This is a genomic window from Dictyobacter sp. Z7_2 (genome assembly GCF_057551105.1).
Map to the genome: position 1 here is coordinate 3101552 of NZ_BAAJPE010000002.1, position 24136 is coordinate 3125687.

The window sequence follows — 24136 nt, forward strand, 5'->3', positions numbered from 1 at the left end:
ATCCTTTCGCTTCCTCAGATCCAGTCGATGATCTTACGTAATGATGGCTTTGGCAATTGCTCAGGCCCCTCCGTAGAGATATCGCGTGTCTTGGAGAAGAGACGTGCAACCGAGCGCTTCGCACTGACTTTCGGTATGCGGGTTTTTAACGTGATTGCTCTGGGTATCTGGTTGTGCGAGCGGCGTAGACGGATCGCTGATTGTAACCGTCCAGACATGCGCTGCCGCACAATCTGGGAGCCCCGCGATTGCCAGATGCTGGGTTTACCAGGCTCCGGCAAGAACTTGATGATGTGATGGGCGATGTCAAATGATGATGACGGTCGACTGAGCTTGCGTGCGTTGGCCAGCCGACGTCGCAACTCGGGCGAGCCTGGTTTGATCAAGCGACGCAACTCATCGACCAGCGTCACAGCATCCATCGCCAGCACGCCAACATCATTATGGACGACGTAATCGATATTGCCCTCTTCCTGACCGGGAACATAGCCGCTCAAGATGATGGGTAGATTACAGGCCAGAGCCTCGCAGATCGTGCCTGGACCAGCCTTGGTGATAATCACATCGGATGCATGCATCAGTTCGGGCATATTGTTGACAAAGCCTAGAATACGTGCGGGTACATGTAAACGCGCACGGGTCCTTTGTAACTGGGCGTATAATTTTTTATTACGTCCGGTCACCACCAGGAGTTGCACGGGCAGATGAGCCTGTGAAATTGCGCGTACCGCTGCATGGAGTCCGCCGGCCCCATCGCCGCCGCCCACCAGTAATACCACGGGCAGATCATTTTGGAGACTGAATTTGCGTCGCAGATCGGCCTTTGATTCTACTTCGAGCGTGTATTTGGGATCGATGGGCATGCCAAGCATCTGGACACGTTTCGGATCAAGCTTTCGCTTGAGATAGAGTTGTTTGGCCTGCTCTGTGGGGACAATATATTCATCTGCGCCGGGCGCAAACCAGGAGAAATGCAAGCTGACGAGATCCGTGACGACCGTAATGAATGGAATACGTAGATCAAGTTGGCGCAAGGCACGGATCGTGACAAAATTAATGATGGGATGAATAGAGACAATGACATCAGGTTGGATTGTAGTGAAGAGTCGTAGTAAGCCATTCAAAATAAGTGGGCTGGCGAGGGAAGACATCGTCATTACTGAGCCTTCGCGATTACTGCGACGAAATACCTCTCCATAGAGCTTGGGGTTGTAACGAATCGCCGGGCCGTAGAGCTTGACGGCTTCGCGTAATGGGAAGCGGCTATACTCTTCAAAGACGTCAACAATCTCGACGCGATACGTCGAGGGTGGTGGATCGTTTTTTGTTGTTTGTGAGTCGTCCTGGTCTGAAGCAGCGCCATCCACTAACGAGTCCCCTTGATGACGTGCGAGCCAGTCCTCCTGCTCTTGTTGCGCAATCAGACGGATGGCGTTATTGATCGCATTAGCCGCACTACGATGTCCAGCACCAGTATCGGCAATCAGGAAAAGAATTGTTCTTTGGGTTGGATCGCTCAGTTGACTCACCCCCTATAGTGAATTCGAACGTTCTACAAAGCGAAATAGGGATAAAGGTGTCCATAAATACACCTTTATCCCTATAAACTTACCGCCCACGTGTCGATTATTCATCCTGCAAATTGAAACGCTTGCGGAAACGATCAACACGACCAGCAGAGTCAAGAATACGTTGCTGACCTGTGAAGAATGGATGGCACTTCGAGCACACATCGACCTTCAGAACAGGCTTCGTACTCATTGTCTTGAAGCTGTTGCCACAAGCACATTGTACTGTGGACTCGATATAATTTGGATGGATCGCTGCTTTCATCATATCTCCCGATTTATTACCTATGGCTGCGCTGCGTGGAAGGACCAACCCTATCATGTTCCTTATAGAGCGCTCTTCCCCACCTCGTCTACCTTACCAAATGCTTATAGCAATGCAAGCATGATTGTACATGGAAGGCACCTCTTAGTCAAGGTGCATTCTCGTATCAACATCCTATGCCTCACTAGAGATCGGCTATTCTTGCTGAGAACAGACTCCAGTGATACTGATCGCAATTGTCTTTACGTTATTCTATCATATATAACACCGATGGTCTCTAGTTTATGCCCTCAAGATTTCCTTCCTCAAAAGTCGTCAATCGCGCTCAACAGATCCGGCTTCTTTGAAAGGATACGCTCATCAGGAAGACGAGAGGAGCATATTTCGCTTGTGTGATACACTACAACAGGACAACACAGCTGAGATTTTACAGAGGTTTTTATGATTTGTGTGAGCGCTCCAAGTAGCTTGCCGCTGATTATCTCTAGAGATCAGGCACATTTGCAGTTAGCACATTGAGGGATTTAGCTTTTTATGATTGAACGATATTCACGACCAGAAATGGCAGCCATCTGGTCATCCAAGCACAAAACGGACAAGTGGCTGGAAGTTGAACTGTTGGCCTGTGAGGGATGGGCTCGCGAAGGAGTGATTCCCCAGGATGCCATTGAGAAGATTCGTCAGGCACAATACAACGCCGAGCGCATGCAAGCGATCGAAGAAGAGACGCATCACGACGTGATCTCCTTTCTGCGCTCCATTCAGGAGCAGCTCGGACCCGAAGGACGCTTCATCCATCTGGGCCTGACCTCTTCGGACGTTCTCGATACTGGCCTGGCCGCCCAGCTCAAAGAAGCCGGAGCGCTCCTGACGCAGGGACTCGTCGAGCTGACCGATGCTGTAGCCAGGCAGGCTGTCGAGCACAAATACACTTTGATCACAGGACGCTCACATGGTATCCATGCGGAACCAATGACTTTTGGACTCAAATTGGCTCTCTGGGTCGATGAACTGCGCCGTCATCAGACGCGTCTGGCCGCCGCCATCGAACAAGTCTCTGTGGGCCAGATCTCAGGACCGGTTGGCACGCACGCCTCTGTTCCACCTCAGATCGAGGAGTTCGTCTGCGAGCAGATGGGACTGGGCGTCGCTCCGATCTCTAATCAGATCATCCAGCGCGACCGCCACGCCCACTTTATGACAGAGCTGGCTCTGCTTGGCAGCTCACTTGAGAAGATGGCTCAAGAGATCCGTCACCTGCAACGTACGGAGCTCAGCGAAGCCTTCGAGCCGTTCAGTGCTGGACAGCAAGGCTCCTCCTCGATGCCTCATAAGCGCAATCCCGAACTCTGTGAGCGTATCTGCGGACTGGCTCGCCTGCTGCGTGGATACTCTATTACCGCTATGGAGAACGTCGCCCTCTGGCATGAGAGAGACATCAGCCACTCATCGACCGAGCGTATCATCATCCCGGATGCCTGTACCTTGCTCGACTACATGTTGCACATCTTCACCCGCGTCATCAGTGGACTCCAGGTCGATCCCGAACGCATGCTTGCCAACCTGAACATGACCGGTGGGCTTGTCTTCTCGCAGCGTATCCTGCTTGCCCTCATCGACAAGGGTGTAGGACGCCAGGAAGCTTACAAGATCGTCCAGCGCAACGCCAAGAAAGTCTGGGCGCAGACCAGTCAGGGAGCCATCAAAGGGGCCGCATTGGTCGACGCACTCAGCGAAGATCAAGAAGTTGCCGGATATCTCACACGCCCGGAGCTTGAAGAGCTCACCAACACCGATTATTACACCAAATACATCGATGTCTCTTTTAAACGCATTAATTTGTAAGTAGCAAAAAATTGTGCTTCGCCTGCTTGCTTGACTCTCCCACCGAAGAGATCAAGCAAGCAAACGTAGCGGCGCGGCTCCGCCGTGCTGTCACGTCCCGTACGATAACGTTTCCTATGATGTTCCATTGAGATCGCCTTCCTTGAGAGACGCAGCGAACCGTTTCGTACGAGTCACAGACAGCACGGCGGAGCCGCGCCGCTACGTCGGCGGGCTTTCGTTCCGTGGGGTGAAAGGTATCTCGTGTGCCTGAAGTGAGGGAATCTACATACGTAAAACTCCCTCGCCGCGTTCCTGACTACTCTTTATGGCAGTTTCGTGCGTCACATTACTGAGAGATAGAGAAAGGATCGTTAATCAATTATGGCGAACGAAGTCACGCAGCGCAAGATTGAGCATGTCAACATCGCTCTGGAACGCGACGTATCGGCTCCACAGCGAGCGAACTGGAACGATGTTACCTTTGTGCATCAGGCTCTGCCGGAGGTTGATCTGGATCGCATTGATCTAAGCACACGTTTTCTGGGACATACATTACGTTATCCCATCTTCATGTCCTCGCTTACTGGAGGGCATCCCGACGTCAAAAACATCAACCGCAACCTCGCACGTGCGGCCGAGCACTATGGATTAGCACTCGGTGTGGGCAGTCAACGCGCCGCTATTCTCAATCCCGAGCTTGCCGATAGCTATGTCGTGACGCGTGAAAATGCTCCCAACGCCTTTCTGATCGCCAATATTGGAGCGCCTCAACTCATCCCTCAGACAGGACATCATCCCTTCACCACCGAGCAGGTGCGGCAAGCGATCCAGATGATCGGAGCGAACGCTCTGGCTGTCCATATGAATAGCTTGCAGGAGGCTGCGCAACCGGAGGGAGATCATAACGCCTTCGGTGAGGCGGCTGCGCTCAAAAGACTCACTCAGGAGATTGAGCTGTCTGTGATCGCCAAAGAGACGGGGGCCGGAGTGAGTCGAGAGCAAGCGTTCCTGCTCCGCTCCTGTGGAGTCTCGGCGATCGACGTCGGCGGTGCTGGCGGGAGTAGTATGTCGGCGCTGGAGGCGGCTCGCTCACAGGCGCGAGGCGATGAGCAGACGATGACGACTGGCTTGCTCTTCAAGGATTGGGGGATTGCTACACCTATCGCCATCGTTGAAGCCGGGACCGCTCGCCTACCGCTCATCTCCACGGGAGGTGTCCGCAACGGACTCGATGCCGCTCGTGCGCTCTCTTTAGGGGCCTCCTTAGTTGGCATCGGCTTCCCGTTCCTGAAAGCCGCCAGCCAGAGTTATGAATGTGTCTGCGAGGTGATTGAGAGCACTATCAAGCAGATGAGAGTTGCGATGCAACTCAGTGGAGCAGCCAATCTTGACCAGCTACAGGAGGTCGATGTTGTGGTGACTGGCGCTACGCGTGAATGGCTCTCTTTGCGCGGCTTCGATGAGGAGCTCAAAGCGATGGCGCAACGACGCTGGCGACGTATGCAACAAGAGACAGCAATATTTATCCCCGAAGCGCCAAAACTTGTCGAATAGGGCATGGTCATGCCCTGACCGTTTTTTCTCTCCTTCCTGAGAAGAGATCTCCAGATTGCATTTTTTATATGCATGTAAGGATTTATCGGGAAGGATATCCATGAACATATCTGATATTACCAGTACTATCACTGTCGAAGCCAGGATTATCGGGCAACGCTCCTCACTCCAGCCTGCCTGGCAGATTGAATTACCCGCCGCCATTCCCTCACAACCATCCACAGCAGCTAGCTCCCTTTTTCGACTACGTGACCTGATTGCTTATATCGTGCAGAGCGAGGTCAACGCTTTTCGTCAGCGGCAACAAGTGCATCGCCTGCTCAGAGTACTGAGCCCGCAGCAGATTGCTGATGGTGCCTCCAGGGGCAAGATTACGCCCGGAGGACCACCAGATCTGGTCTCGACACGTCCTGAGCATCTGATAGATAAGCAGGAAGCTATTGTGACTGCCTGGCAAGCCTTTGATGATGGCCTCTACTTTGTCTTTTTCAATGGTCTGCAACAGCGCTCACTTGACGACGAGGTCCTGATTAAGCCCGGGAGTACTGTTACTTTTATTCGCCTTGTCGCTCTCATCGGTGGCTAGAAAGAGATTTTATCTATGCTTACGCGCCAAGAGGCCAGGCAATATCTGCAAGATGAGCAAACCCCGCATTGGTTACAAAGTTGCCTTGATGCTATTCGCGCCGCACTCCCTGCTGATCTACAGCCCATCGCCTACGCGTTGCTGGATCATGATGAACATGGCAAACCTTATGTATATCTGGGTAATAAAGAAAAAACCATTCAATATCAGCAATCTATCGATCATAACTTTCATTTACTGCATAAGCTTGCTGCGAAAAGTCGCCTGGCTATCTTCTCATCGATCGTGCCCGGGACCGCAGTCGCATTAGAAGCTGCCTGGCAGTTATTGGGGCAGCGCAATTATCAGGCTGGCCATCTTTTTCGCGCTCCCGGCGACAACGATGCGGTCTTTCATAGACGTGTCACCTGGCTTAAATCTATGCTGAGTTTTCTTCCTTTGTATCGCGATAAAGACTTTCAGTGGTTGGCCGACAACTCTCATTATTTTACTGATCAACGCAATATCGGTATCCTTTTTGCCGCTATTATCGATACAGAAGCATCGGCAGAGGCTACATTCTTTGATACCCTGTTAGCTATAGCTCATGGCAAGCATGCAACGAGCGTAATCAACAGAGCGATCACCATTGCGCTACTCACAGCCTCACGTCCAGAGGGCTGGTCTTGCATTGAGCAATTGCTGCTCGCGGCTCAGCGCGAGGAGGGTCTGCGACTCATGATCCTGGAGAGTGCAGATAATGCACATCCTCAAGCGTTTCGCCGTCTGCTCCAATTGATTTTAGAGCATAATTTATTGCGTTTTAGTGCGGTTGTGCATATTCTCAATGCCTGGTTGGGGATGCGTTGGGAGGCCACGGAGGGTAACGCTATCCGTGATAGTCTTATAGTCATTCTGAAGCTGTTTGATGATGCTGAATTGCGTCAGGAATTTTTAGCACTGGGAGATCCTCAACAGCTCTATTTTGCTCTCTGGGTGAGCGCTTTTGAAAATGCTACCACGGCTGTCACGATTGCATCGCCACTTCTCTCTGATCCGCTGGCTGTGCGTCGTTGTGTCGCGACGTATGTGCTGAATGCATTGGCACTGCCCGCCACTCTGAATCTCCTCGCATCACAGTTGGCCGATCCAGATTTGCGTGTGAGCTTATTGGCAGTTCGTGGTATCGCCCACCTTCTCCGAGCACGAAATATGCCCGCTTCCTCAGCCAATGACGATCATACTTCTGCCTCGTTTATTCCCCCGGACCTCTTTGAGCGATTGGAACTGCTGCTGCCACGTCTGAAGGCCAATGCTAAAACTATCGCCAGTGGTATCTGGCCATGGTTGCGTATCCAGTCGGACCCGGCAACTGTTCTCTCACTGATGTGTACCGTGCTTGGCGATCGCTCCCCCCGGCGACTGATTCCTTATTTTTCGCGCATGGATGAGCACTGTCGCCTCTCTACCGCCTACTTGCTGGCTGCATTATCTGTATGGGATGATGCTGTCCTTAGCATACTTTATCGTCATGTTGGGAATCGCACGACCTGGGTGAGATCGCACATCCTCGATATTGTTTCTGAGCGTCCACTTGTACCTGCGGCGATCATGATTTTAGAGGATCTGCTCACGCGCAAGAGTAGTGATGTACGTCAGGACGTGATTAAATTGCTCAGCAAAGCGACCGATGATCAGGTGTTGGCCAGTGCTGATCGTTTGCTTGCCTCCTCGCACGCGCTACAACGACTCGCTGGCCTGGATTTGCTGCATACGATTAGTCATGCGGGACGCGCTATCCGGGCTTGCCAGGAGCGTGTCCGGACCTATCAACAGAGCCGGGAGATCCTTTCTCCTGAAGAGACTCCTCTGGTTGGCGCGCTGCTCATGCTTGCTGGATCTCAGGAAGTGCCAATCCGTACCCGCGAGAATGTCTTAGGCCTTATCTCTCTGGCTGATTGCTCGCCACGTATTGCGCCCCAGAAGCCTACTTTTGAGCTCCGGACTGCTGCGGCTCTGGCTTGCTTGAGCGCACTCGATGCTCTGGTTGAAGAGCATCAGGCGACCCCTTTGGTGATTCATAATTGGCAAGGTCGCCATGAGGTGCTTTTGGGCAATTCGCCTCATGAATTTAATGGTATTGTCTATGAAGCACAACGATCTGAAGACCCTTGTGCCAACTTCCCATTAGCTCATGTATGGCAGCGATGGGAGAGTACTCGCCCTGCTGATCAGCGAGATAGTGATGGTTTAGAGTTGCTACGAGGCTCACTATATGCGCATCAACAAATCATAGTAAATTTCTTTATGCCGTGGTTTCAGAATCTGCCAGGAGAGGAACGTATTGCTATAGAGCCAACTCTGGATTCGCAATATATTCAGATCGTGAGTGCTCTGCTCGAATGGCTGCTTCACCTGCGTGGTATATCGGGCGCCATGCTAGACTTTTTGCTTGATGTTGCAGAAACCCGCATGGCTGCTATTTCTCCTGAAGGCCTGAAGTTAGAGTTGATACGTCAGGAAGAGAAGGTTGAATTTCCGAGTGCCTATCTCCGTAGCGAACGTCGTAAAGTGGTGGAGAGCGAAGCAAGTCTGGCTATCCTCAAGCGTTATATGAGTTTGTACGCGGGCGTCTGGACTCCTTCCCATTATCAGCGTTACTGGCGTCTTCTTCATTGGCTCGACCAACCCTTAGATGGTTTGGAACGCCAGCGTCCTCATCTGGAGGTTGTGCTAGCGGCCTATCATGTTGGAGCGGCTACCGAGGCTGATCTCCTCGAGCAGTTAAGCTACTCCTCCGTAGGAACTCATAATGTGTGTAGTCCAGATCTGATACAACTCTCGCAGCGTCCTCCCGATCCTCTTTTAGAGACGTATCCCATCTTGCAAAAGTTGCTTCCCATTATCAGCACCCGTATTTTGGAGGTGGAGCTAGAACGTGGTGAGCTACCAACCGCAGCGACAGATCTGGCGTTATCATTGCGCTCTATTTATGGAGCGGCTTTCTTTGTGCGTATCCTTTCGTTGCTCTCTCCTGCTGAATTTTCTCGTAACAACCTTGATTCTGATAACGGTAAGGGTGTAGTCTTCAATCGTTTGTTGCGTATCTCTTATCCCACATCCGAAGATACTCCTGCTGAATTTGCTCGTCTCATCAAGGCTATGAATATCGATATTGAGCGTTTGATTGCTGTTGCTGTCTACGTTCCCCAATGGGCAAGTTTGATCGAAGCATTTCTGAACTGGCCCTGTTTTGAAGATGCTGTCTGGTGGATCTTGGCTCATACTAGAGATAGTTATTGGAGTATTGATGAGCAAGAGATACAAGCGGCTCGGCAGGCACAAATTGCTCAGCGTACATCTTTGACAGCACAAGAGTTAGGGGATGGGGCTGCCGATGTAGATTGGTTCTGGCGTTGTTATACCGCTCTGGGGGAAGCTCGCTGGGAGCGGCTCTATGCTGCGGCTAAATATGCATCCGAGGGATCAGGATATGGGCGTGCACGTCTCTTTGCCGATGCTATGCTTGGGAAGCTCATAGAGAGTGAGATCCTTCAGAGACTCAATGTGAAGCGCATGCAGGATGCTGCTCGTGCTCTCGGACTATTGCCTTTACCGGATGATGATACACGTCAGGCTACTATCCAGGCCCGCTATACGGCACTGCAAGAGTTCTTGCGTGGCAGCCGTAAGTTTGGAGTGCAGCGCCGTGAGAATGAGAAGATTGCTGTGACGATTGGACTGGAGCATCTGGCGCGTACAGCAGGCTATCCTGATCTTATTCGCCTGCAATGGGCTATGGAGACGCTGGTCGGGGGCGAATTGCGCTCAGATTCTCATCGTGTAGTCGTTGATGATATACAGGTGACCCTGACACTCGATCAGATCACAGCAGAGCCCTCTCTGAACATTATCAAAGGGGCGTCCAGATTGCTTAAATTGTTGCCGACCGCGCTCAAGAAGCGGCCTGAGATCGTGACGCTGTTGGAACACAAGAGCGAGATTGAGCGTCAGATCTCGCGTATGCGCTCAGGATTGGAAGCTGCGATGTGCCGTGGAGATCTCTTCACTGCCTCTGAGATGCTGAAGCTGTTGGAGCATCCCGTTCTCTCTCGCCTGCTGCGTAGCCTTGTTTTTCTGCGCGCTACCAGTAAAGATATCCTTGGTTACCCTCGGCTTCTGGAGGGATCAGCAGGTCCAGAGCTCTCTTTTGTTTCGCACGATGGAAGTCTGAGACAGATCGATCAGCTCGCCACAGATCTGCGTCTGGCGCATCCAACCGATCTGTTTGAAAGCTCTACCTGGTCTGACTGGCAGCATGAATGCTTTACGGCCAGGCGGACACAACCCTTTAAGCAGATCTTTCGTGAGCTTTATCTCTATACGGCCAACGAGGTCCGTAATGGTGATGATGCTTGTTCCTGGCGGTATAGTGGCCATCAGGTCCAGCCCAGGCAAGCGCAGGCGCTGCTGGGACAGCGTGGATGGATCTCCTCTTATGATTCCTGTGATGCCAATCGTACTTTCCAGCGTGAAGGCGTGACAGTCTGCGTCGTTTCTCAATCCGATTTTTTCTCTGCTGACGGGACGGGGGAGGCTCTGGATTATGTTTACTTTACAAAACGCTCTGGTGGACAAAATATTCCGTTGGTACAGGTGCCACCACGCATCTTTAGCGAGGTGATGCGCGATCTGGATCTGGTTGTCAGCGTGGCAGCGAGCTCGGGTGTTGATCCTGAGAGCAGCGCCTCGACCGTTGAAATGCGTACCACGCTTGTGCGTGAGATGTGCCTGTTGCTGGGACTGCAAAATGTCACCCTTCAAAGCGCTCACGCTCTGATTAAGGGAACGATGGGCAATTATAGTGTGCATCTGAGCAGTGGAACTGTCCACCGGCAGCCGGGTGGAGCGCTCTGTATCATCCCTGTCCACACGCAACATCGAGGCCGTCTCTTCCTGCCATTCGCCGATGATGATCCTAAAACGGCCGAAGTGGTCACCAAAATTGTCACGCTGGCTCGTGATCAGGAGATCAAAGATCCAACAATCCTGGAGCAGCTACGCTGAGAGGTCACGCAGGCTATTAAAATAGGGTGGAGAATTCTTCCGGCGTGTTGATGAGGACAAAGGAGCGCAGTTGAGGATCGATGAGTCTCAATTGCGCTTCATCGATATGATGGACATGGGGAGCCATCTGTAGTAATGAGCGAGGATCACGTCGTCCTTCGGCGAGGCGTGCCTCGATCAGAGGAAGCAGGCTGCGTGGATAGATGGCAAGCAGGACCTGGGGCGTGTTGGCGATGATGGGGACAACAATAGTGTCGTCAGCGCTTTGTGAGAGCATATATTCAAGCAGGGCCGGCTGGAGCAGTGGCATGTCGACGGCGATGACGAAGGCTTGCGCCGTGTGAGTAGCAGCCAGACCGCTATAGAGACCCATCAGCGGCCCTATATCAGGGATCTGGTCGGTGACGATGCGGACCGTATCTGGAATCTGGGGGATATAGCTGGCAGCTTGATTGGCATCGCGGGCGACGAGAATAACGTCCTGACAGGTATTGTGGAGCTGTATGGCTAGCTGGGAGACAAATGTGGTGGATTGCATACCGGTCAGGGGCAGAAGTGCTTTATCGCGTCCCATGCGGGAACTCTGCCCCCCGGCGAGTATGATGCCTGTTACATGCGTGTTTTGCATAAGGTACTCTATGGTATGTCACAGTGAGTACTGTTGGTTAGCGGGATGCTGTACGTAATTTACGTTTATTGCCTTTGCGAATGTATTGTTGTCGTCTCTGATAGGCTTCAAATTCTGCTCGCTCGGCTGGATACTTGCGTATGGCATAGACAAGCCAGACGACGGCCCAGACGACCAGTGCCAATAACCAGAGATAACGCCAGGCACGCCAGGCAAAAAAGTAGTCATTGAGGGCGACACGGGCACCAATCAAGGGTAAGCCGATAAAGCAAATCACGGCAAACCAGCCTAAATAACGATCCAACATATATTTGATCAGTGGCCGATTTTTGACGAAGCGTTTGCGACCTTCGACCGAATAATAGAAGGTGATCAGTAACCCGGCCAGACAAAATATAAGCCAGGGCCACAGATAGTGAAAGGTTTCCGCTCCCGAAAGTCCTGCGTTTGATCCCGCTGTTACAGGATCAGTAAAGAGCCACTGAAACAAGTTAGTGCTCATAAAGCACAACTCCCTTCTTCAGGTAATCCACACAGTATGATTGAACACCATGATAGCATGGATACGTGCTAGCGTCTAGAGTAAGTGACACTGCCAGACGCGACGATCAAAGTTCCTTTTTGATTGCATAAGAAGAGTCATTTGGTCCAGACCAGACCTCAGAGCGCTCATTCCACTGCCAACCAGCATATGCCATATCCAATGGCGATTTTTTGTGCTTGCTCTTTAAGAGCAGGCGAGGCCAACCAGCAGCGATCCGCTCGAGTGTTTCAGGCCAGCTCTTGATCGCACTCACCGCATCGGCGGCTTCGACGCTACAGGCTCCCACCGCGCAGGCTGCTGAAAGCGTTGCCACGGGAGTCATTCCGCGCATCAGACCGAGCAGGAAGCCCGCAATCGTTGCATCACCAGCACCGGTTGTGCCGACAACCTGGGTGGTAAAGCAAGGAGCCCAGAGCTCACGCTCAGCCCATGTGCGCAACTGCGTTGGTTGAGCGCGTCCCATATGTTCCAACTTCTCGACTGTGGTCGTACGGAGATATAAGCCACGATGTCCAGCCTTCAGGCCAACCACCTTTGTCCCCATATCCAGTAGCGTCTTACCCATCTCAGAGATTATCTCGGGCGTTACCAGATCGAGCAGACCAGTGCTACCCCCCTTACTCGAAAGCTTATCGAATAAGGGACGCTGCAATACCTGTAACATTTCTTCTACACCAGGCAAAAATACATCGACATATGGAAGGGTCGCACTCAAAATCTGACGCCAATCAACACGACTGGCCTCACTATCAGGATCAGGTAGAGAGAAATCCAGCGAAGTCGTCACACCGCAGGCTTTGGCACGTCTAAAGAGATCCACCAGCTCTGCTCCCGCGTCCTGATACATATGGGCCATCAAAGGAGGATAGCCAAAGTGAAAAAGACCAGAAGTCTCCAGAAAATCGTAGCGTATATCATCGGCTCCGAAGGTATCATTGCTGTTGGGAGCGTGAATGATGATACGATCAGTTTTGGGCAGATTGATAATCACCGAATACGAGCTTGCTTCGCCAGGAGCAATCACCATCCCCGAAGCCAGACCGTGTCCAAACGACTCAATTACCTCAAGTGTCGCCTGTCCAAACAGATCATCGCCCACCTTGCCCATCAAGCGCGTACCAATACCAAGCTTATGTAATGCCAGGCCGGTATTCGAGACTGGACCACCGGTCGCGAGAATGGCCTTTCCTGCTTCGATCAAGCGTCCAGGAGCAAAAGATATATCATCACCTCTGAGCGTAGGAATAATATCCAGGCAGATATGCCCGGCCACAACTGCCTCCACCTCCTCCGCCGCCTCCAGTGGCTGCTGCGTCAACTCTATCTTACCCGCATCATCAGAGTTCTGCTCTAAATCGTCCATGCTCGATTGCCCTCAATGTACTTTCATTTGAGCTTCAGCGTATTGTACAAATCTCCTTAAAGGATAGGCAGATTGTACCACAACGCCGTAGAGCAATGACAAAAGTCCTATATCTAGCATACACCATCGCCCCTATCCTGATCCGCATCACATACCGCCACAGTATAATCCCCTCCAAAGGCAAGCAGAGTACAGATCGGGGCTTACTGCATCATCTCGGGATACTGAACCTGCATCCCCTCCTGGGGATTAAGATGATCCTGATAAGGCATTGCTGGCTCGTCCCCTCGATATGATGATCCTCCCGGCCTCTGCGGCTGATAACCCTCCTGATAGCCAGCCGCTTGACTGAACGGCCTCACTGGCTCCTCCTGAGCTTGCTTGGGGGCAGCTCATGTATTGCCAAAGGTGAATATAGGGGTGCTCAGGTTGTACAGAAATAAGAGGATGTCATCAATCTTGATAAAGAGCGCAGCTGAGACTAAAAAGCTCAACACAAATGGAAGTGGTGTGTTAAAGAACCCGCTGATGGCCATGCCCGCAAACCAGACAACACTGTGGAGACCACCATAGATGGCGTTCGGTTTTAATCTGGCCCATGTCACGCACAAAGTAAATAAAGCCAGACTTATACAGCCTATTAATAGAGTAGAAAAAGATAATTCGCCTATGAGGCCTATAAATAGGCAAAAGAAACTAAATGTAATGCCAAATACCGCCGCTCGGATGGCCTGTAAGCGATTGTACATATTTTGCACTCCTCTTGATATTAGAAGGATTTTTTGGGTTTTTAGTGATGCTTGACAAAAAAGTTGATATATCTGTATATAGATTACGTCTTGTGCATGGATTTGTTGCATCGTATCCAAAAAGTCCCGCTCATCTCGATGATGATTATCTCCAAAGCTCGCTATTTGGAAATCGTAACCTCAAATTAACGCAGAGATACCTGTTTAATTAATAAATAACCTAAATGTAGCACAGGGGTTTTACGCCCCTGTGAGCTTCCATTGCGTTAAAGTCCCTCCATTGATCATATTGCCAGGAAGGCGCTGGGAGCCGAACATGGTACATGAGTGGCACGGGTAACTCACAGGGGCGTAAAACCCCTGTGCTACATTTAGGTTATTTACGATTTTAAAATTAATAAATTTAGAAGGTATTTATTTTTGAGGAGGAAAGGGGATATGCCCACACGAATCATATTTGCATACATGTTTTTCTACTTTTTGCTTATTCTTTATCTCAGCTTTATGAGGATTATTTAGCATGTAGGCTCGTTGGGCATATAGATCCTTTTCATGGCGGATGACGTGATCATAGAAGCGTTTTTGCCATATCTTGCCTGGATAATTTTCTCCGGTTGCTTTGAGGTGTTTTAACCATGCCTTGATTACTAATGATTTATAATCACCCATGATGTTGATGATACTCTGGATATTTTCTACCTGATAATTATTCCAGATGATACAGTGCAAATGGTCTGGCATTATGACAAATGTATCTAATGTGACGCTTGCAAAACGTTGGGGGAGTTGTTCCCATTCCTGTGTGAGAATGGCATTCAACGCTGGTACATGCAAAATTTCCAGGTAGCGATCCAACGCACAAATGGTGATAGCGTATGCTCCCGTAGATCGATAGTCATAATTGGCAAGGCGTATGGATTGATAGGGCTTAAATGTTGGCTGTTTGTGGTTGTTTGGCAATGTGTTTTGTTCCTCTCTTTGATATGACTAATGGCTACATATTATTTCTATAGCCCCATTGTGAGAGGAAAGCGGAAAGGTCAAAGACTAATCATGTTTGGCATAAATGAGAGAAGCAAATTGTCGTTCAATCACATCTTTGATTTCTTTCGTTATTTGAAGATAAGCGTGATCGGCACGCCCCCAATGTTTATCCGTTATTGGTAATCCATTACGAGGCAATGCTTGAATTGCACCCAATGGCGTATCTTGCCAAAGAATAGGGCGGAGAATAATTGGAATAACGCAGGCTTCACCTCGCTTGTGCCTTTCAATTGCTCGCTGCATTTCGATCTCATAACAGAACTGTGAAGCTATGAAGTCTGAGCTGATAAGAAGTAAGATGATATTAGCTGTATTGAGATGAAGGGCAATTTCATTTTGCCAATCTGCTCCCGGATCAATTTTACCATCAAACCAGCTATTGATTTCATATACCCTTTTGAGGCTGCTTAAGTGGTTATCTAATTCTTTTTGAAATTTTTTATCTTTGCGAGCGTAACAGTAGATAACTTTAAGTGACTTCTCGGGGGAATGTGTCTCTCTGTTTTGATCGGGAGTGTTTGTTGTATTTGCAATCTTCGATGTATTCTGCTCTACTGTGTTCGTTTCCTCTGTCTGAGAGATTGTTCCTGCTGGGCTAACCCGTTGTAAAACAAAATGAGCTGGTTGTGAGCCTGTATAACTGACATAACGAAAACGTCCCTCGTATTTAAATCCGTACTGTTCATACTCATTTTTATGTTTACGATAAAATACAAGAATTTCAACGCCATTTTTTTCATGCTCAATGATAATCTTATCTTTAAGTCCTTTGGTTTGCCCATCCCAGAAAAGAATATCTCCTTCAAGAAGATCAGTATATTGAGTTTTATCGTTTGTCTTTTCTTCAGTTATAAAGAGTAAAATAGCATGATAATGTGGCAAAGGGAATATTCCTGTATTTATTGTTGCATCCTGGGTCTCAAATATTTTACCTATATCTCTTCGACTATAAATATTGCCTTCACATAACTTTTCTGATGAGAACATAGATATTTGTCCCTTATAAATGTTGTACTTAATAATAGCTAGCCATTTATGCTTGATTTGTGGCTTTATTTTACTATACATTTATCTGATTTTCTATAGGTTTTTTTAATCTTTCAGGTAATCAAGCATGGAATTTTTATCTATTTAAAAAATACTTGGGTGACATAGAGAGAGAAAGAAGTAGAAAATTGCTTCTATCACCAAGTTCTGTTCGAAGCGGGGTAACAGATGCTAATACATTGTGTTCTACTATGGGAGTGCTGTTCAAGCGCTCTTCTTGTTCTTTCTACTCTGATGTAGCTCTCTATTTATACAATTTCAATTGAATATTTTTAGATTGTGGCTTTTTTCCTGAAATGGTAATAGGTACCAAAGTAAGCCATCTGTTGAGTTATTCCTATTTTCTTTCGCTTCTGTGATTATTCGTGTATACTTTTCCTATCTAAAATTGCCCAATGTGCAGGAAGATGAGAAAATGGGGGGGCTTTTTCTTCTCATGGATGAGATAGGTTTGGGATAGGATATCCCGGATAGGTTGTGATATTAGTCTGTGAGCCACTTAATAACATGTGCCAGCGGGGGAATGAGGATCTGATAATTGCGTGATCGAAAGACCTATTTTCTGGATCTGTCAACGTTGCTGACATATCTCTGTGATCAATCGTGTGAGTTGACCACTGAATTAAATGTGTCTGGAAAGGTAGCCAGAGGGTCTATTGTGCTTAAATACGGCAAGATTGTGCAGTGTGTGCTTCTTCTTCCAGATGGCGTCCAAATGACGGGGGAAACGGCGTTTCGACGGATTGAGGCCTGTAATCAATGGCAGGTGGCACTGGAACCGCATGAGGACAAATATAATCTGTCCTCTCCAACACAATTTTCGCCAAGATCCGCGCCATATATTTCTATGTCGCCATCTTTTGCGGGCAGCGCCTGGTATGCAGCTCCGCTGCGACAGAAGAGACCACTCGATACGTCCCTTTTGCAAAATGTTCCGTTAAAGGAGCGTTTACTTCTCCGCTCTGTATTCACGATGATCAATGGGCGGCGTAGTAGCGAGGATATCAAAGTGCAGTTGCGCCTGTCTCCCAAAGAGATCAATGACGCTTTGGCTCGTTTACGTGAGCTCGATTTGATTGAATAAGAGTCTCTTGAGAAAGGAAAATGTAATGAAAAGTCTTCTTGGATGGTGGTATCGTGTTTCTCTTCCCACGCGTCTACCGTCAGATGCACCGGCTGCCCGCGAGCAGGAGCGCTATGCTCAGCTGACGGCGCGTCTGCTTTTGCTGATTATTTGTATCTTTATACCGCTCGCGCCACTCATGATATTTTTTTCGACGAAGAGTCCTTCAGCGCGACCCGATGGCATCAGCGTGATCATTTTGCTCATTATTTCCTGGTTTATGGGCCGTGCGGGACGGCAGAGACTTTCCGCCGCTTGTATTATTGCTATTACTTTTCTGGTCGTCGCTGGCCCATTGATTACCAGCCCACTCAACTCAGAGCTTGTTCCGCTCTTTAGCGTTTTTACCATCTCGATTATTCTAGCAGGAGCTTTAATGCCACCTGTTGCCGCACTCATTGCTGGTTTGTGTAGTAGCCTGTTTATTATTGCCATTGGTACACTCAACCTGAATACCAAGACCTATTATAGTACCGGGGGGCAGATCCAATATCAGACCATGAATACCGTCGCCATCGCGATCGTGCTGCCAATTATTATCCAGATCATGGTTGCCGTGATTGTCTATGCTATCGTGCGTAATCTGCTGACGGCCATCCGCCGCGCTGACCGTGCCGAAGAGATTGTCGCTCTGCAAACAGAAATTGCGGACCATGAGCAAGAGCGTCTACTGCAACAAAGTCAGTTAGAAGATGGCCTGGAGCGTATCGCCGAAGCGCATGCACGCGTTGCCAATGGGGATTATACCGCCCGTGTCTCATTGAATGAGGGTGATGTACTCTGGTCGATTGCCATCCCGCTCAACAATCTGCTCAATCGACTACAATCCTGGAAAAACGATTCGGATAACCTGCGTATCACGCATCAAGCAGCCGCTTATATTGCGGAGCGTATCCGTTCGGCTGCTCAGACGGGACAAAACCGGGATCTGCCACTGACAAAGACCGCCGTGGATCCAATCGTAGTAGAAATCAACAAAATTATCTCAAGTAGCCAGCCCATACCCACGCGTACCACCACTACGACCACCAGACCTAACTAAACCACTTCTCAATGGAGAGATGAATAGCAGCGCAGTATCTTTCATCTCTCCATCGAAAACATCCAGGTTCTTCTACGAAAGTGCCCTTCTCGTAAATTCCTCAATCAGGCGATATCAATCCAATAGCGTAGCTTTTTGACCGGAGAGCCTTCGACATAAACAGCGTTCTCAAATTGCCCTCCATTGTATTCGATGACTTTTTTTGAGCCAATATTTGTTTCGTCGCAGGTGACAAGAGCGCGTGTAATTCCTATCTCCCGTGCTTTCTGGAGTCCCAGCGCCAGGATCTGCTTCCCATATCCCTGACATCTCCATGAGGGGCGAATCTGGTAGCCGATATGTCCGGCGACCTTGAGCAAGAAGTCGTTGAGCTCGTGGCGTACAGTGAGGTTGCCAACATAAATCCCTGTCTGCGGATCACCTTCGATGAGCCAATAACGCGTGGCGGGGACGTAATCTGGAGGCTGTATGGAACGATCGTATGATCGGTTCAGGCTCCTGACATAGCTATCAAAATCGGCTGTGACATAACGCAGAGAATACTGCACAAATTCGCCATCCTGTTGAAACTCATGCAACGCTTCCAGGAAACTAGCTTTATACTGAGTAGTTGGCTTTGTCAGAAACATCATCAAATCCTCTCGATTTGCCTACAGAGACCCATCATCTGAGATCAAAAAAGCTCTACATGCCATCGCGCCTGTATCTGCATACCTTGATAGCTACGCGCTGAGATATGTCTACGCAGTAGTAATGATACACTTTCCACAAGATAAATCAATTGTTAATTTAGTACACCGCGAGGTAGATATTTTAGCATGAGTAGCATTACTTTATTGGGTACAGGGACGTGTCAGATTGAGCATGAGCGACGAGCCTCCAGTGTGCTCATACAGTTGGAGACGACTGCAATCCTCTTTGATTGCGGTCATGGCGTCGCGCAGAGACTTCTGGAGGCAGGTATCCAGCATCATCAACTCAACCACATCGTCGTCTCGCACTTTCATCCTGATCATATCTCCGACCTGATTGCGATCCTGCAAGCGGGAGCCTGGTCGCAGCGAAATCCGCGTCAGAGCGATCTGCACATCTACGGGCCGCTCGGAGTCCAAAAGCTGCTGGGCGGTCTCATGGATATCTTTGGCGCTGCAAGCTTCCAGCAATCACATTATCGTGTGCGGCTCTTGGACACATTCGGTGTGCCGGTCGGCTTGGCTTTGTGATATACTAGCAGTAGTTCTCATCATTTGAGTCATCTGGAGGCGTTTCCATCGATCTTTCCTTTGTTTTTGCATTTCCTTCAACAGTGAGCCTTGAGACCATCGAGATCCAGAATCAGACCATCATTGTCCATCTTTCTGCAACTTCGCCAACAGCTCTTTGCCCACGATGTGGAACGCCCGGCTTTCGGGTTCATAGTCGCTATGTGCGCACCATTGGCGATGTCGCGTTTGGCGGGCGAAGCCTCATGCTCAAGTTACGGGTGCGCAAGTGGATCTGCCGTGAGGTCTCCTGTTCCCAAAGGATCTTTGCCGAGCGCTTCCCAGAGGTGGTCCAGCGCTATGCTCGGATGACCGATCGGCTCATCGAGGCTCTTCAATCGCTAGGAGTGACCACTAATGGAGCCGATGCTGCGCGGATCGCCTCGTCCTTTGGAATACCCACGACCGCCAAAACCATCATCCGTCGCGTCTTGCAGCTTCCCCTACCCAGCGAAAGCTCGGTGCACAAGGTCGGTATCGATGAGTGGGCGTGGAAGAAAGGCCATACGTACGGAACGATCCTCGTGGACCTGGAAAAGAGACGAGTCGTGCAGTTGTTAGCAGACCGTTCGGTGGAAACGAGTAAAACGTGGTTGCGCACGCACCCCGAAATTGATCTGGTCTCACGCGATCGCGGTAAAATCTTCCGTGACGCTGCCACTGAGGGCGCTCCTCAGGCCAAACAGGTGACCGATCGTTTTCACTTGCAAAAGAACTTTGCTGAAGCTTTGGAGAAGTTCTTTCGCAAGCAGGAAAGTGTGCTCAAAAAGGCGACGCAACGCAGCACAGGAAAGGCACGTCCTGCTGAAAGGGTTGTGGTGCCGGAAAAAGTCGCACAAGAGCGCCGTGCTCGTCATCGCCAGCAAGTGAGTCTTCATAAGCGGATCTGGAAATTGTATCGAGAAGGATATCACCAAGAGCAGATTGCCCACGCAGTTGGAGTCAGTTCGAGCACGGTCTATCGCGCTCTTGAACAAGAAACACCTCCACCTCCGCGACGACGATCTCGCTCTGCTTCCATTGTTGACCCTTACCTTTCTTACCTGACTTCACGATGGAACCAGGGATGCCATAACGTCTCCCAGTTGTACAAGGAAATTGTCGATCAGGGATATACAGGGACACAGAGAACCCTTCAGATGCGGTTGCTCCCCTTTCGTCCCAAAGGAGCACACCCTGTCTCGAAACAGACCATCATCTGGGACAAGCCTCCATCGTCTAGAGGGGTTGCACTAATGATGGTGAGACCCACACAAAGCCGCACGAGGGAACAAACGGCCTATCTGGATCAGCTCATCCACAGCAATGAGACCATCGCTGTCGTGTTCAAGCTTGCGCAGGACTTTGGCCGCCTGCTCCGAAAACGTGAGGGGCAGGTGCGACTGGAGCAATGGAAAGCCGCCGTGCGGGCCAGCGGGATTGTTGAACTGATTGCATTTGTCGATGGGCTCGCCGATGACGCAGAGGCCGTTGCTAATGGATGCAATCTGGTCTGGAGCAATGGGATGGTTGAGGGGTTCGTCAATAAAGTAAAATGGATCAAACGTAGTTCGTATGGGCAAGCTGGATTTCCACTGCTGCAACGGCGTGTGCTGCTTCATCCAACGCAGAAGCATGTATTCCGTTCAAAAACAACGGCGGAAGTGGCCTGAGAAGATACCATCTATGAGGGACGCACCCTCAAAACGACATGGAGTGCTTCACGAACGCTTCCCCATGCGCACTCATCACTCAGGCCAGTGGCCTCTGCTTCACCAATGATGGATTGATCATTCTAATCGCAGGAGAAGAGGGAACCTGGTCCCTTCCTGGTGGTCATCCAGAGCGAGGAGAGACCATTGAGCAAACATTGGTGCGCGAAGTACGAGAAGAGGCTTGTGCCATTGTCGAGCATCTTGCCTATCTGGGTGCACAGCAAGTTGACGATCCTTCAGCCCCCTCTGGGCTGACTCGATATTATCAGACGCGCTTCTGGGCACGGGTCCATCTGGAACCGTTTCATCCCCAGTTTGAAACACTTCGTCGAACACTCGCCACCCCAAAAGACTTTTTGTCACTGTTATCGTGGGGACAGACGAAAATAGCGCAATCACTGTTCAACATCGCGACTGAGCAAGAACGCTCGTTCTCTTCTGCTCTCTCACGGTAACTGTTCTGTCTTCCCAAGAAAAAGGTCGAAAGGCACACCGAATATGTCCCAGAACCTCGTGTGCTTGTCCACGAGATCACTGAAGAGCGGATCGTCATCGCAGGATTCCCCTTCGAGTTTCTCAGCCTGCCACCTGCTGGCAATCATGGATTACGCTTTGACTGGCATGGCAAGACGTATGCGATCACCGGCGACTCTTATTTTCATCAGGAGGAGATCGACTTCTTACGTCATGTTGATCTTGGCATCATCGATGCTGGCCACATCAGCGATCAAGAGATCGTTGAGCTCGCGTGTGCCACGCAGGCGCAGCGGCTCATCTGCTCTCATCTTTATCGAGATATCGATCAGGATCAGATACAGGAGCAGGCCCGGCGTGCAGGATATACTGGCACCTTGCACGTCGGATATGATCTGCTCTCGTTCCTGCTATAAATAATGTTTATTTGAATGTCTGGAGCGTTTTTCTATGCCGTGGGAGGGTTTTCGGAGAGCGTACCGTCCTGGATCTGGAGCAGACGATCGGCGGCGCTGAAGACGACTGGATCATGGGTGGCGATGAGCAGGCCGATGCTGCTTTGATGCGAGATGGTGCGTAACAGTGCTGTTATATCGCGACCTGTGAGCGAGTCGAGGTTGCCGGTTGGCTCGTCGGCGATGATGAAGCGTGGCTGATGGACCAGGGCTCGTGCCAGCGCGACTCGTTGCTGCTCGCCTCCTGACAGTTCCATGCCACGGTGTTTGCCTCGCTTGGCCAGACCCACTTTTTCGAGTGCGTCGAGTGCTTGCCGATTGCGCTGAGCGGACGGCATACGTGACAGGCGCAAGGGGATCTCAACGTTCTCCAGAGCGGTCAACGAGGGGAAAAGATGAGCGTTTTGGAACATCATACCGACGCTCTCGCGGCGTAAGCGAGCGCGTTCCGTTTCGTTCATAGAGGCCAGATCATGACCGAGGACGAGCACTTTGCCTGTGGTTGGGCTATCCAGGCCGATCAGGATGTTGAGCAGCGTGGTCTTCCCGGAGCCTGAGCGACCGCGTAAGGCGACAAATTCTCCAGAGCGGATCAGTAGATCGATACCGCGCAGGGCGCGGACGATACCTTCTCCCGATGGATAATCTCGTGTGATATTATGCGCTTCGACGATGGTTTCGGTGGCAACTACTGGATGCATCTCGCTTACTCCTCGCTGGAACTCTCAGCATATGTGGTTGGATCGGATTTCGTGATCTGTGTCGCTGTACCATTCCCATTGATACCGTTTCCGTTTCCCCCATTCTGAGTGGGCCACAGCTCGATATGATCGGCCAGCACGCGTACTTCTGCGCGGCCATGAAAAGAGAGCGTCTCAATGGCATCTTTGGGGAGCTGCAAGCGGCCCGCACGATCGATCAGGACCGACTCACGATGAGTCATGCTCGATAGTCCGATCACGGCGCTCCCGCTGGACATGTGAGCCTCAAGCTTTTCCAATGTCGTATCGCGGCGCACCGTTTCAGTACTGGTGCGTCCATCACGGATCGCGATGGTGCGATCCACTGCAGCTGCGATAGCGGCATCATGGGTCACAGTGATAATTGTCAGGCCCAGTTCCTGATTGAGACGACGAAAGAGCGCAAAAATCTCTCCTGACGTGACCGAATCCAGCTCGCCGGTTGGTTCATCTGCCAGCAAGATCCTGGGATTGTTCGCGAGCGCTACGGCGATCGCCGTGCGCTGCTGCTCGCCACCCGAGAGTTGTCCAGGCATCTTTTTTGCCTTCTCTGCCAGTCCCACCAGATCTAAGAGCTCCCGAGCGCGTCGTGTCCGTTGACGGGAACTCACGCCGCTCAGCATCTGAGGAAGCTCAATATTCGCCAGCGCACTCAACTCTGGTAGCAGATTACGACCGCTCTGCTGCCAGAGTTGTCCAACCACGTGACGACGATAATTGATGCGTTGTCCCTGTCCAATATGGGTCAGATCATTGCCATCGACGAAGCAGCCGCCAGCGCTTGGAGAATCCAGGCCACTCAAAATATTGAGCAACGTACTCTTGCCCGAGCCCGATGCTCCCACGATCGCCAGCACCTCACCGGGTGCCACCTCCAGATCAAGTCCCTGCAACGCCACCACCTCCAGATCGGCAACTTTGTAGATTTTTACCAGATTATCGCATACCACGATAGGATCCTGCATACTTATACTCACTCCTTATGTCTCGCCCAAAAGCCAGATAAAATAATCTTATATGATAATGAATGATACCCCGTCAAGAATCATTGCACTGGAGATGATGTAGCGGCGCGGCTCCGCCGTGCTGTCTGTGACACGTATGATTCGGCCTGGGGGTGTCTCT

Annotated in this window: 23 protein-coding genes; 10 read left to right on the forward strand and 13 right to left on the reverse strand. The window is 50.4% G+C overall.

Annotation, left to right across the window (positions count from 1 at the left end; all coding sequences use genetic code 11):
- Positions 1 to 14: 14 nt before the first annotated feature.
- Together AC27N8_RS26565 and rpmE are read right to left on the reverse strand one after the other, a co-directional pair.
- Positions 15 to 1529, reverse strand: coding sequence for an MGDG synthase family glycosyltransferase (locus AC27N8_RS26565; RefSeq protein ID WP_487071082.1), 1515 nt, complete (start codon positions 1527 to 1529; stop codon positions 15 to 17).
- Between the two features lie 97 nt (positions 1530 to 1626).
- Positions 1627 to 1833, reverse strand: coding sequence for a 50S ribosomal protein L31 (rpmE, locus tag AC27N8_RS26570; protein WP_487074758.1), 207 nt, complete (start codon positions 1831 to 1833; stop codon positions 1627 to 1629).
- 534 nt (positions 1834 to 2367) lie between these two features.
- On the opposite strand from rpmE, the gene purB reads away from it, so the two are divergent.
- Complete coding sequence (gene purB / locus AC27N8_RS26575) at positions 2368 to 3678, forward strand: adenylosuccinate lyase (RefSeq protein ID WP_487071084.1); 1311 nt, start codon at positions 2368 to 2370, stop codon at positions 3676 to 3678.
- Here the strand turns inward: purB and AC27N8_RS26580 are convergent.
- Positions 3633 to 3806 carry a hypothetical protein gene (locus AC27N8_RS26580; RefSeq protein ID WP_487071086.1) on the reverse strand — a complete coding sequence of 58 codons (174 nt, stop codon included), beginning with the start codon at positions 3804 to 3806 and terminating at the stop codon, positions 3633 to 3635. The two genes, purB and AC27N8_RS26580, sit on opposite strands and share 46 nt — an antisense overlap.
- A gap of 235 nt (positions 3807 to 4041) precedes the next feature.
- On the opposite strand from AC27N8_RS26580, the gene fni reads away from it, so the two are divergent.
- From fni to AC27N8_RS26595, 3 genes are all read left to right on the forward strand, one after another.
- The gene (gene fni / locus AC27N8_RS26585) at positions 4042 to 5214 is read left to right on the forward strand and encodes a type 2 isopentenyl-diphosphate Delta-isomerase (RefSeq protein WP_487071088.1); all 1173 of its coding nucleotides are present in this window, start codon (positions 4042 to 4044) and stop codon (positions 5212 to 5214) included.
- 100 nt (positions 5215 to 5314) lie between these two features.
- Positions 5315 to 5800 (forward strand): hypothetical protein, encoded by a 486-nt coding sequence (locus AC27N8_RS26590; RefSeq protein ID WP_487071090.1) that lies wholly within the window; start codon positions 5315 to 5317, stop codon positions 5798 to 5800.
- A gap of 15 nt (positions 5801 to 5815) precedes the next feature.
- Complete coding sequence (locus AC27N8_RS26595) at positions 5816 to 10846, forward strand: DUF5724 domain-containing protein (protein ID WP_487071092.1); 5031 nt, start codon at positions 5816 to 5818, stop codon at positions 10844 to 10846.
- Between the two features lie 16 nt (positions 10847 to 10862).
- Here AC27N8_RS26595 and AC27N8_RS26600 read toward each other — a convergent pair whose 3' ends face one another.
- From AC27N8_RS26600 to AC27N8_RS26630, 7 genes are all read right to left on the reverse strand, one after another.
- Positions 10863 to 11474: a molybdenum cofactor guanylyltransferase gene (locus tag AC27N8_RS26600; protein ID WP_487071094.1), complete on the reverse strand. Its 612-nt coding sequence runs from the start codon at positions 11472 to 11474 to the stop codon at positions 10863 to 10865.
- Between the two features lie 37 nt (positions 11475 to 11511).
- Entirely contained in the window at positions 11512 to 11976 is a 465-nt protein-coding gene (locus tag AC27N8_RS26605; protein ID WP_487071096.1) for a hypothetical protein, read from the reverse strand.
- A 106-nt stretch (positions 11977 to 12082) separates the two neighbouring features.
- Positions 12083 to 13381: a carbohydrate kinase family protein gene (locus AC27N8_RS26610; RefSeq protein ID WP_487071098.1), complete on the reverse strand. Its 1299-nt coding sequence runs from the start codon at positions 13379 to 13381 to the stop codon at positions 12083 to 12085.
- A gap of 203 nt (positions 13382 to 13584) precedes the next feature.
- The gene (locus tag AC27N8_RS26615; protein ID WP_487071100.1) at positions 13585 to 13743 is read right to left on the reverse strand and encodes a hypothetical protein; all 159 of its coding nucleotides are present in this window, start codon (positions 13741 to 13743) and stop codon (positions 13585 to 13587) included.
- 30 nt (positions 13744 to 13773) lie between these two features.
- The gene (locus AC27N8_RS26620) at positions 13774 to 14130 is read right to left on the reverse strand and encodes a hypothetical protein (RefSeq protein WP_487071102.1); all 357 of its coding nucleotides are present in this window, start codon (positions 14128 to 14130) and stop codon (positions 13774 to 13776) included.
- A gap of 414 nt (positions 14131 to 14544) precedes the next feature.
- On the reverse strand, positions 14545 to 15090 hold the full coding sequence (locus tag AC27N8_RS26625; protein ID WP_487071104.1) for a transposase: 546 nt from the start codon (positions 15088 to 15090) through the stop codon (positions 14545 to 14547).
- Positions 15091 to 15177: 87 nt separating this feature from the next.
- On the reverse strand, positions 15178 to 16161 hold the full coding sequence (locus tag AC27N8_RS26630; RefSeq protein WP_487071106.1) for a toll/interleukin-1 receptor domain-containing protein: 984 nt from the start codon (positions 16159 to 16161) through the stop codon (positions 15178 to 15180).
- A 598-nt stretch (positions 16162 to 16759) separates the two neighbouring features.
- Here AC27N8_RS26630 and AC27N8_RS26635 point away from each other — a divergent pair.
- Positions 16760 to 17305, forward strand: a complete 546-nt coding sequence (locus AC27N8_RS26635; RefSeq protein WP_487071108.1) for a hypothetical protein — start codon at positions 16760 to 16762, stop codon at positions 17303 to 17305.
- A gap of 25 nt (positions 17306 to 17330) precedes the next feature.
- Positions 17331 to 18386 carry a hypothetical protein gene (locus AC27N8_RS26640; RefSeq protein WP_487071110.1) on the forward strand — a complete coding sequence of 352 codons (1056 nt, stop codon included), beginning with the start codon at positions 17331 to 17333 and terminating at the stop codon, positions 18384 to 18386.
- A 104-nt stretch (positions 18387 to 18490) separates the two neighbouring features.
- On the opposite strand, the gene AC27N8_RS26645 is transcribed toward AC27N8_RS26640, so the two are convergent.
- A complete protein-coding gene (locus AC27N8_RS26645; RefSeq protein ID WP_487071112.1) occupies positions 18491 to 19018 on the reverse strand; it encodes a GNAT family N-acetyltransferase in 528 nt (175 codons plus the stop codon).
- Between the two features lie 186 nt (positions 19019 to 19204).
- Between AC27N8_RS26645 and AC27N8_RS26650 the strand changes: the two genes are divergently transcribed.
- The 4 genes from AC27N8_RS26650 (at position 19205) to AC27N8_RS26665 (ending at position 22232) form a co-directional block, all read left to right on the forward strand.
- Complete coding sequence (locus AC27N8_RS26650) at positions 19205 to 19609, forward strand: MBL fold metallo-hydrolase (protein ID WP_487071114.1); 405 nt, start codon at positions 19205 to 19207, stop codon at positions 19607 to 19609.
- An 83-nt stretch (positions 19610 to 19692) separates the two neighbouring features.
- A complete protein-coding gene (locus AC27N8_RS26655) occupies positions 19693 to 21300 on the forward strand; it encodes an ISL3 family transposase (protein WP_487067938.1) in 1608 nt (535 codons plus the stop codon).
- Positions 21301 to 21338: 38 nt separating this feature from the next.
- Positions 21339 to 21797, forward strand: a complete 459-nt coding sequence (locus tag AC27N8_RS26660) for an NUDIX hydrolase (RefSeq protein ID WP_487067937.1) — start codon at positions 21339 to 21341, stop codon at positions 21795 to 21797.
- Positions 21798 to 21857: 60 nt separating this feature from the next.
- The gene (locus AC27N8_RS26665; RefSeq protein WP_487071116.1) at positions 21858 to 22232 is read left to right on the forward strand and encodes an MBL fold metallo-hydrolase; all 375 of its coding nucleotides are present in this window, start codon (positions 21858 to 21860) and stop codon (positions 22230 to 22232) included.
- A 32-nt stretch (positions 22233 to 22264) separates the two neighbouring features.
- Here AC27N8_RS26665 and AC27N8_RS26670 read toward each other — a convergent pair whose 3' ends face one another.
- Both AC27N8_RS26670 and AC27N8_RS26675 read right to left on the reverse strand, forming a co-directional pair.
- Positions 22265 to 22972 carry an ABC transporter ATP-binding protein gene (locus AC27N8_RS26670; protein WP_487071118.1) on the reverse strand — a complete coding sequence of 236 codons (708 nt, stop codon included), beginning with the start codon at positions 22970 to 22972 and terminating at the stop codon, positions 22265 to 22267.
- Between the two features lie 5 nt (positions 22973 to 22977).
- Positions 22978 to 23976, reverse strand: coding sequence for an ABC transporter ATP-binding protein (locus AC27N8_RS26675; RefSeq protein ID WP_487071120.1), 999 nt, complete (start codon positions 23974 to 23976; stop codon positions 22978 to 22980).
- Between the last annotated feature and the right edge of the window lie 160 nt (positions 23977 to 24136).

Excerpts from the sequence above, each read along its gene's own strand:
- rpmE (WP_487074758.1), bottom strand. The coding sequence starts at position 1,833 with ATGAAAGCAGCGATCCATCCAAATTATATCGAGTCCACAGTACAATGT.
- purB (WP_487071084.1), top strand. The coding sequence starts at position 2,368 with ATGATTGAACGATATTCACGACCAGAAATGGCAGCCATCTGGTCATCC.
- AC27N8_RS26580 (WP_487071086.1), bottom strand. The coding sequence starts at position 3,806 with ATGGAACATCATAGGAAACGTTATCGTACGGGACGTGACAGCACGGCG.
- fni (WP_487071088.1), top strand. The coding sequence starts at position 4,042 with ATGGCGAACGAAGTCACGCAGCGCAAGATTGAGCATGTCAACATCGCT.
- AC27N8_RS26590 (WP_487071090.1), top strand. The coding sequence starts at position 5,315 with ATGAACATATCTGATATTACCAGTACTATCACTGTCGAAGCCAGGATT.
- AC27N8_RS26595 (WP_487071092.1), top strand. The coding sequence starts at position 5,816 with ATGCTTACGCGCCAAGAGGCCAGGCAATATCTGCAAGATGAGCAAACC.
- AC27N8_RS26600 (WP_487071094.1), bottom strand. The coding sequence starts at position 11,474 with ATGCAAAACACGCATGTAACAGGCATCATACTCGCCGGGGGGCAGAGT.
- AC27N8_RS26605 (WP_487071096.1), bottom strand. The coding sequence starts at position 11,976 with ATGAGCACTAACTTGTTTCAGTGGCTCTTTACTGATCCTGTAACAGCG.
- AC27N8_RS26610 (WP_487071098.1), bottom strand. The coding sequence starts at position 13,381 with ATGGACGATTTAGAGCAGAACTCTGATGATGCGGGTAAGATAGAGTTG.
- AC27N8_RS26620 (WP_487071102.1), bottom strand. The coding sequence starts at position 14,130 with ATGTACAATCGCTTACAGGCCATCCGAGCGGCGGTATTTGGCATTACA.
- AC27N8_RS26630 (WP_487071106.1), bottom strand. The coding sequence starts at position 16,161 with ATGTTCTCATCAGAAAAGTTATGTGAAGGCAATATTTATAGTCGAAGA.
- AC27N8_RS26640 (WP_487071110.1), top strand. The coding sequence starts at position 17,331 with ATGAAAAGTCTTCTTGGATGGTGGTATCGTGTTTCTCTTCCCACGCGT.
- AC27N8_RS26645 (WP_487071112.1), bottom strand. The coding sequence starts at position 19,018 with ATGATGTTTCTGACAAAGCCAACTACTCAGTATAAAGCTAGTTTCCTG.
- AC27N8_RS26650 (WP_487071114.1), top strand. The coding sequence starts at position 19,205 with ATGAGTAGCATTACTTTATTGGGTACAGGGACGTGTCAGATTGAGCAT.
- AC27N8_RS26660 (WP_487067937.1), top strand. The coding sequence starts at position 21,339 with ATGGAGTGCTTCACGAACGCTTCCCCATGCGCACTCATCACTCAGGCC.
- AC27N8_RS26670 (WP_487071118.1), bottom strand. The coding sequence starts at position 22,972 with ATGCATCCAGTAGTTGCCACCGAAACCATCGTCGAAGCGCATAATATC.
- AC27N8_RS26675 (WP_487071120.1), bottom strand. The coding sequence starts at position 23,976 with ATGCAGGATCCTATCGTGGTATGCGATAATCTGGTAAAAATCTACAAA.